At 43.4% G+C, this 8,048-nt stretch carries 9 protein-coding genes; all 9 read left to right on the top strand.

Features of this window, described 5'->3' with window-relative positions:
* The first annotated feature begins 46 nt into the window (after positions 1 to 46).
* The 9 genes from A3761_RS21345 (at position 47) to A3761_RS21305 (ending at position 7,925) form a co-directional block, all read left to right on the top strand.
* Positions 47 to 322, top strand: coding sequence for a lipid asymmetry maintenance protein MlaB (locus A3761_RS21345; protein WP_068507368.1), 276 nt, complete (start codon positions 47 to 49; stop codon positions 320 to 322).
* A 61-nt stretch (positions 323 to 383) separates the two neighbouring features.
* Entirely contained in the window at positions 384 to 746 is a 363-nt protein-coding gene (locus A3761_RS21340; RefSeq protein ID WP_068508193.1) for a response regulator, read from the top strand.
* 76 nt (positions 747 to 822) lie between these two features.
* Positions 823 to 2,940: a chemotaxis protein CheA gene (locus A3761_RS21335; protein WP_068554018.1), complete on the top strand. Its 2,118-nt coding sequence runs from the start codon at positions 823 to 825 to the stop codon at positions 2,938 to 2,940.
* A 17-nt stretch (positions 2,941 to 2,957) separates the two neighbouring features.
* A complete protein-coding gene (locus tag A3761_RS21330) occupies positions 2,958 to 3,497 on the top strand; it encodes a chemotaxis protein CheW (RefSeq protein WP_068516563.1) in 540 nt (179 codons plus the stop codon).
* Between the two features lie 9 nt (positions 3,498 to 3,506).
* Positions 3,507 to 4,343, top strand: coding sequence for a protein-glutamate O-methyltransferase CheR (locus A3761_RS21325; RefSeq protein ID WP_231872224.1), 837 nt, complete (start codon positions 3,507 to 3,509; stop codon positions 4,341 to 4,343).
* Positions 4,344 to 4,404: 61 nt separating this feature from the next.
* A complete protein-coding gene (gene cheD, locus A3761_RS21320; protein WP_068554017.1) occupies positions 4,405 to 5,046 on the top strand; it encodes a chemoreceptor glutamine deamidase CheD in 642 nt (213 codons plus the stop codon).
* A 41-nt stretch (positions 5,047 to 5,087) separates the two neighbouring features.
* Positions 5,088 to 6,131: a chemotaxis response regulator protein-glutamate methylesterase gene (locus A3761_RS21315; protein WP_068516560.1), complete on the top strand. Its 1,044-nt coding sequence runs from the start codon at positions 5,088 to 5,090 to the stop codon at positions 6,129 to 6,131.
* Between the two features lie 38 nt (positions 6,132 to 6,169).
* A complete protein-coding gene (locus A3761_RS21310) occupies positions 6,170 to 6,472 on the top strand; it encodes an STAS domain-containing protein (RefSeq protein ID WP_068554015.1) in 303 nt (100 codons plus the stop codon).
* A 175-nt stretch (positions 6,473 to 6,647) separates the two neighbouring features.
* Complete coding sequence (locus A3761_RS21305) at positions 6,648 to 7,925, top strand: flagellar hook-length control protein FliK (RefSeq protein WP_068554013.1); 1,278 nt, start codon at positions 6,648 to 6,650, stop codon at positions 7,923 to 7,925.
* Positions 7,926 to 8,048 lie beyond the last annotated feature (123 nt).

The following is an 8,048-nucleotide window of genomic DNA, read 5'->3' as shown; positions in this document are numbered from 1 at the left end:
TAAAGTTAGTTGAAGAAATAACTATTTGGTGAGATTTAGGCTGATTATGAGTGAAGCAGCAATTGAGTTAGAAGGTGTTGTGAATATCGCTAAGGTTGAGTCGCTACATCATGAGATGGAAGAGATTCTTAAATTAGCATCTCCAACCGTTATCAGTGCGGGAGAAGTATCGAGAGTGGATACTGCAGCCTTGCAATTATTTGCTTCCTTTTTTACTTCAATGCGTACTGCTGAGGCTGAAGTTTCTTGGGGAAGCGTGTCCGAAGAGTTGCAAGCGGCTGCTAAGTTAGCGGGCTTGGAACAAATGCTAAATCTTAACTAAATGTTTTTGAATTTTGATTTCTTAGGGAAATTGCTTAATCGTCGCATACGGGAGAACGTAGATGGCAACAATATTGGCGGTAGATGATTCTGCCTCAATGAGACAAATGGTTTCATTCACTCTTAAAGGTGCTGGCTTTGATGTGATAGAAGCTGCAGATGGACAGCAAGCACTAGATAAAGCAAAAACTACTGCTGTTGATCTGGTTTTATCCGATGTGAATATGCCTGTAATGGATGGTATTGAGTTAGTTAAGAACCTCAGAACCTTACCGGATTATAAGTTTACTCCAATCTTAATGTTGACCACCGAGTCAGCTGGCGATAAGAAAATGCAGGGTAAAAATGCTGGCGCTACGGGTTGGTTGGTAAAACCGTTTAACCCAGAGCAGCTATTAGCGACTATCAAGAAAGTAATGGGCTAAGCTTTACCTCTGTAATGTACAGCGCTACCAAGAACAAAAAAACGTTAATGTAACTACGCGTAGACAGGCCAATACAATGAGTGTTGATTTAAGTCAGTTTCATCAGGTGTTTTTCGAAGAGAGTTATGAAGGGCTTGATGTTATGGAGTCTGCGCTTCTTAATATCGATATCTCGAATCTCGATTCTGAAGCGATAAACGAAATATTCAGGGCTGCACACTCGATTAAGGGTGGTAGTGGTACCTTTGGTTTTAATGAGATTGCTGAATTTACACATGTTGTAGAAACGCTGCTTGATCTTATTCGTTCAGACCAGTTTGTTATGGAAGCGGATCATGTCGATCTGTTTCTGAAGTCTGTCGACTGTATCCGAACTATGATCAATGAGCTTGAGGCCGGTCAAAGCTGCGAAACCAAGTTGGCAGATGAGTTGCGAGTACAGTTCAACGCTCTGCTGGAAGGTGGCAGTGAAACAGCAGAAAGCTGTGAAAGTCCTAGCGAGGAAACCGACGAAGGTTCTGATGGTTGGACTATCTATTTTAAACCCGACGCAGATGTCTTGCGCACTGGTAATGACCCAGTACGTATGTTTCGTGAACTGTCTGAGTTGGGTGAAGTCGAGGTTTCCAGTGTTGTTGATGAGCTGCCAGAACTTGGCTCGCTAGACCCCGAAGCATGCTATCTAGCTTGGAATATTGTACTTAAGGGTGATGCCGAAAGAGCTCAAATAGACGAAGTCTTTGAGTGGGTCGTTGATGACTCGGATATTCGAATTGAGAAAATTGATTCGCAAGCTTCTGAAGAGTCTGAGGTAAATGCTGAAGCAGCAGAGCCAGCGGTTGTTGCTGAAGCTGCGGTTGGTGTTTCAGCAGTTAAGACAGAAGATGTGCCCGCGTCTAAGTCGAGTGTTGAATCTAGTGCCAGTGTTGAGAAAGCGAGTAAAGCGCCAGCGCCTGTTAAAAAGGAAAGTAAGCCTGAAAGCGTTTCAATCCGTGTAGGCACAGACAAAATCGATAGCCTGATCAATATGGTCGGCGAGCTTGTAATTACCCAGTCAATGCTAAATGAACTGGGCAAAGACTTTACGGTCGATATGATGCCGAAGTTGATGGAAGGTTTAGAGCAGCTAAGTCTTCATACCAGAGAGCTTCAAGAGAGTGTCATGCGTATTAGGATGCTTCCTATTAGTTTTGCATTTTCACGTTTCCCTCGCCTCGTTCACGATATTAGTAAGAGTCTTGAAAAGAAAGTTGAGCTTGTTCTGCTTGGTGAGCAAACTGAACTGGATAAAACAGTGATGGAAAGAATAGGCGACCCTCTTGTTCACCTTGTTCGAAACTCACTTGACCACGGTTTAGAGTCGCCAGAAGCGCGTCTTGCCGCTGGCAAAGATGAAACCGGTAAGATTACCCTTAACGCATTTCACCAGGGCGGTAACATTGTTATTCAGATTATTGATGACGGTGCCGGCCTCAATGAAGATCGAATTTTATCGAAAGCAATCGAAAACGGTCTTGTTTCGCCTAACGATCATCTTGAACCAGAGCAAATTCACGACTTAATTTTCCAGCCTGGATTTTCAACTGCTGCAGAAGTTACCGATATTTCGGGGCGTGGCGTTGGTATGGATGTTGTGCGCAGAAATATACAGGACTTAAATGGTTCGGTCGAGGTTGAGTCGACTCCAGGCAAGGGGAGTATGTTCTCGATACGCTTGCCACTGACTCTGGCAATTTTGGATGGTCAGCTAATTCGTGTTGGTCAGCAGGTATATATTTTTCCTTTGGTATCTATTGTCGAATCGATTGAGTCTCAGGATCAGATGATACATCGCGTTTCTGGTGGCTGTGACGTCCTTCGCCTTCGAAACGAATATGTTCCGATTATTCGCCTTTGGGATATTTTTAACGTTCAGGCAGATCATGAACGGGTTGATGATGGTCTCCTCGTTATTGTCGAGGGTGACAATATTAAGGTAGCGGTGTTAGTTGACGACTTATTAGCTCAGCAGCAAGTGGTCATCAAGAGTTTGCAGGAAAACTATCGTTCAGTCCCTGGTGTATCCGGCGCAACGATACTTGGGGATGGTACTGTATCACTGATCCTGGATATTAGCGGGCTTATAAAGCTTGCTGGTGTTGGGCGTGATGCCTATAAGAAGATTACCGAGCCAGACGATAGCGAAGCGGCATAAAACAAAAGGTTTAATCTATGTCAGAGCAACAAGATTCAAAGCTAGAACAGATTAATGGTGAAGTCGATGATGCAAAGCAGGATGAGCCAACCGACCAATACCTCACCTTTTTTATGGGGGGTGAAGAGTTCGGTATCAATATTCTTTCAGTGCAGGAGATAAGAGGTTGGGAAGAGATCACCTCAATTCCCAATTCTCCAAGTCAGGTGCTAGGTGTCATGAACTTGAGGGGGACTGTTTCTCCTATCGTTGATTTGCGATATAGCTTTGGCATTAAAGATTTATCTTATACCGATGAAACGGTTGTGATAATCGTTTCGGTAGAAACCGAGTCTAACGCCAAGGTTATCGGAATCGTGGTTGATGCAGTGTCGGATGTGTATAACTTTTCTCATTCTCAAATTCAGCCTTCTCCCGAGCTTTCCCAAACGAGTCAGGCGCAATATGTTAAAGGTTTGGGAAGTACCGAAGAAAAAATGGTGATTATTTTGGAGCTTAGCGAGCAATTGATCGCTGATCCAGATCAGGTTGCCGGACGACAATTACTAGCGAGTTAAGGTTCTTAAGTGGATTCTGATCGATCACGAGAGTTTGCGATGTCCGATGCTGATTTCCAGGAAATCAGCGAGTTGGCCTATAAGTATACTGGCATAGTGCTGGGGCCCCATAAGAAAGATATGGTTTATGGCCGCCTGGCGCGTAGGCTCAGAGATGTTCGTTTGGGCTCAGTAAGTGAATATCTGTCTTTGATTCGTAATGAAAACAGCGAAGAAGTTAGTCGTTTTATTAATGCGATTACGACGAATCTCACATCCTTCTTTAGAGAGAACCATCATTTCGAGTTTCTTGGAGATAAGCTCTGTAAGGAGCTAAAGAATAGCAACGCTGCTTCAAGGCGAATTAGAGTTTGGTCTGCAGGCTGCTCTTCTGGTGAGGAACCTTATAGCATTGCAATGACCATTCGGGATAACTTTGATTTAAGTGGCTGGGACTGCAAAATTCTAGCTACTGACTTAGATTCCAAAGTTTTGGGAAAAGGTCAGCAAGGTGTTTACGGGGTTGAGCGAATTGAATCGCTTCCTCAAGAGATCAAGCGGAAGTGGTTCATGTTTGATAAGAACCACCCGGATATCGTTAAGGTTAAACCTGATTTGCAGGAGTTAATTAGATTTAAGCGCCTAAACTTATTGGAACGCTGGCCAATGAAAGGCCCGTTCGACCTAATATTCTGTCGGAATGTCGTTATTTACTTTAATGAAGAGACTCAAGCAGTTTTGTTCAACAGGTATGCCGATATGCTTAAAGATGGGGGCTATTTGATAATTGGTCACTCAGAGAGCTTGAGTAGAGTATGTACAAGGTTTAAGCCAATAGGTAAGACCATCTACCAGAAAATTTCTTAGTATTGAATGTTGATTGTCGTTCAGGGCAGCAATATTACAGTTAATGTAGGATAGTTAGTAAATGTCACAAAATCACACTTTACCACCACCCCTAGCAGGCTTTGAGCATGTGAACAGGTATTGGGATAAGCGAATGAATGTTCCCGCTGCTAAAATAATGCCGGGTGAGTTCTATGTGAGCAAAACTGGAGAAATGATTGTTACCGTACTGGGTTCCTGTATTTCTGCCTGTGTTCGAGATGTGCAACTTGGTATAGGTGGAATGAATCACTTTATGTTACCAGAGCAAGGGGCTCATTCGACGGAAAAGTGGGGAGCTTCAGAAATAAGCAGTGCCTCCAGGTACGGAAACTGGGCGATGGAATTTCTTATTAACGAAATCCTAAAGCTTGGTGGTACGCGTCGAAATCTCGAAATCAAAGTTTTTGGTGGCGGCAATGTTCTTAGTAACATGACTGACATTGGTAAGCGAAATATAGCGTACGTAAGAAAGTACATTTACGAAGAAAATTTTGAGCTAGCAGCGGAAGATGTTGGTGATATATACCCGAGAAAGGTCTTGTATTTTCCCGATACCGGTGCAGTTAAAGTAAGAAAGCTTAGAGAAACAACAAACGATACAGTCTTGCAAAGAGAGATTAGCTATAGCAATGACTTGAAGCAAAAGTCCGCACCAAGCGGTGGTGTTGAGTTGTTTGACTGATTCGCGCAGTAATATGTCGTACTTTTCGTGGAGAAGTAGGTTTGAGTAAGATAAAAGTTTTAATTGTTGATGACTCCGAGCTAATTAGGCAGGTTTTATCTGAAATTATTGGCTCGGCACCAGACCTTGAGGTTGTGGCTGTCGCTGAGCATCCGCTTGATGCTCGTGAGAAAATTAAGCAGTTCAGTCCAGATGTACTGACTTTGGATATTGAAATGCCAAAAATGGATGGCATTACATTTCTGCGAAATTTGATGAGATTGCGTCCCATGCCGGTCGTTATGATCTCTACTTTAACTAGTAAAGGAGCTCCGGCTACGCTTGATGCGCTTTCAATTGGCGCAGTTGACTATATCGCAAAACCACAAGGTGGTTCCTGGGATAACCTTTCGGATTATGCGCTAACAATTCAGAGTAAAGTTAGAAATGCTGCCATTGCGAATATGGCGGCTCATGATAGAGTGCTTTCGTCGAAGCAAGCTTCTAGTGAGGCGACAGAAAAACGTAAATTTGACGGGCGAAAAATTATTTGTATCGGAAGTTCTACGGGTGGAACGGAAGCTCTACGTGAAGTCCTGCAAGGGATGCCAGCAAACTGCCCGCCTATTGTTATGGCGCAGCATATACCTGCTACCTTTAGTGCCTCATTGGCGCAGCGGCTTGATGGACACTGTGAAATCACAGTTAAGGAAGCAAAGAGTGGTATGCCTTTGGAGCCGGGCCATGCTTATTTAGCGCCAGGCGACTTCCATTTAAAAGTTTACGAGAAAAACGGGCGCTTGGTTACCTCTCTATATGATGGAGAGAAGGTCAGTGGTCATAAGCCTTCGGTCAATGTATTATTCGACTCAGTCGCACAGCATTATGGGAAATATGCAGTTTCAGCTATCCTAACGGGGATGGGAAGTGATGGCGCCGAAGGTATGGAAAGAATACTTTCAGTGGGCGGTGCAACTTTTGCTCAAGATGAAGCAACGAGTGTTGTATGGGGAATGCCCGGCGCAGCTGTTAAACTTAACGCTGTGCAAAAAGTGCTCCCGATAAATAAAATTCGAGAAGCGCTACTTAAGGCTTGTGAAAGGTAGCGTTAGGAAATATCTATTTAGACAAGGGTGAGGCATAAATGTCAATCACATCAGTACTTTCAACGGATGATAACTCTCTAACTATTGCGATTAAAGGTCGCTTTGACTTTGCTTCGCATCAGAGTTTTTGTGACGCTTACGAAGGAAAAGACAACGGTGTTAGTGAATATCGCATCGATATGCGCGACGTCAGTTATCTAGACAGCTCTGCTTTGGGAATGTTGTTGTTACTTAAGGATCACGCAAAAGAAGATGTAAAAATCAGCATAGTTCACTGTTCTGATGAGGTAAAAAAGATATTCGAGATCTCTAATTTTAAACAGCTATTCGATATTCATTAAATTAAGTACCATTCTCTAAATAGCGGATATTGGCCCGATATTCGCATAATCCTCCCTAAAGCGTAGTGTAATCAAGTTAGACGACTAACTTGAGCGCCTACAATTCGCTTGTCCTAAAGCTATTTTTTCTAAGTCATAATTAATATGGCTTGAGCGAAACGGGTGGTTGTTGTTCATGCAAAATATATCTCTATCAAACCCTGTATCAGCAGGAAACGCACCAGCAGCGTCAACTAGCGGTCCAGCATTGGGCGCGAGCAGCGAACCGGGTGCATCACCCATAGAGGGTTCATTTGGTGCTACATTAACAGGTGTCTATCAGTCTTCTATAAGTCCTGAGAAACTTGATGATATTGCTGCTAAGCTTGAAGCTTTAGGGCTGGATTCAAGCTTCCTGGATGATATCAACGCATTATTGAGTGGCAATTTAATGTCTCTGGATGCGGCACAGCAAGGCATAGAATTGCCGGAAATGAGTACTTTTCTTTCTAACTCGCTGGCAGAGCTTGAGAGTGGTCTTGGATTTTCAAGTGATGACATACCCGAAGATGTGTTGGCATCTTTGCTAAATACGGTAAATGGGATACAACAAGCCCTTGCACCGGTAAGTGCTAACCTTCCACAAGCATTGACTGGGCTTGATTCAGGTGTGGCGCCAGTAAGTGTTTTGCCTGGCGTATCTTTTCAAAACCAGGATGCTAAGAAGTCTCAGGTGAACCTAAATACGGCAAACCAAATTCAAGCAGCTCCGCTTACCAATTCTAATATTGATTCAGGGCTTGGGTTGTCTCCTCAGAATTTGTCCCAAAATGGCAGTGCTATGCTCAATTTGGAAGAGGAGGTTGTTAGTCAGGCATTGCAAGGTGAATCAAAGTTTAAGGCGATTGCGGATAGTACTAGTAGTGTTGAAAGCATTCTGGAAAAAACGATTGGTAGTGGTGTAGAGCGTTCATCTTCGCCACTTAAAACAACGTTTTCGGAAGTGCAGCAGAAATTAGATAACGCGCCTTACTCGACAACAGTAATGACGGGTTTGGATGAGGTTGAGTGGGGGGAGGAAGTTGGCCAGAAGATAGTTTGGCTTACGGGAAAGGCAATTCAGTCTGCAGAGATCCACTTAAACCCTGCTGAGCTTGGTCCAATTGATGTAAAAATTTCTGTTCAAAATGATGCAGCAGCCATTACATTTAACGCCCATAATGCTTCAGTCAGGGAAATGCTTGAATCTAACGTTGTGCGTTTACGTGAAATGATGGAGACAAACGGCGTTGAGCTTCAGGAAGTGAATGTCGATGCACGCAGCGGTGATGAGCGTTTTGCATCCAATGATCAGCAGCAAGGTTCTAATGGCTCGGAAGATCAGCAAGAAGATTCTGAAGATTCTAGTAGTGAAACAGCTACGACAGAATCGATTTCACGCTCCTCTTCAAATCTCGTTGACTACTTTGCCTGATAAGTTTTTATCAGGCCCTCTTCATTTTCGCCCTCTTTAAGCTAAACTAATATCAAATAGTTAAAGGCAACAGTTAAGCTTCCGTTTAAACGGAGAACTGTTGTTTTTGGCATACACTTTGCT

Source organism: Oleiphilus sp. HI0123 (genome assembly GCF_001635315.1).
The sequence above is the reverse complement of the archived record's forward strand: the minus strand, read 5'-3'. Positions and strand labels throughout refer to the sequence as shown.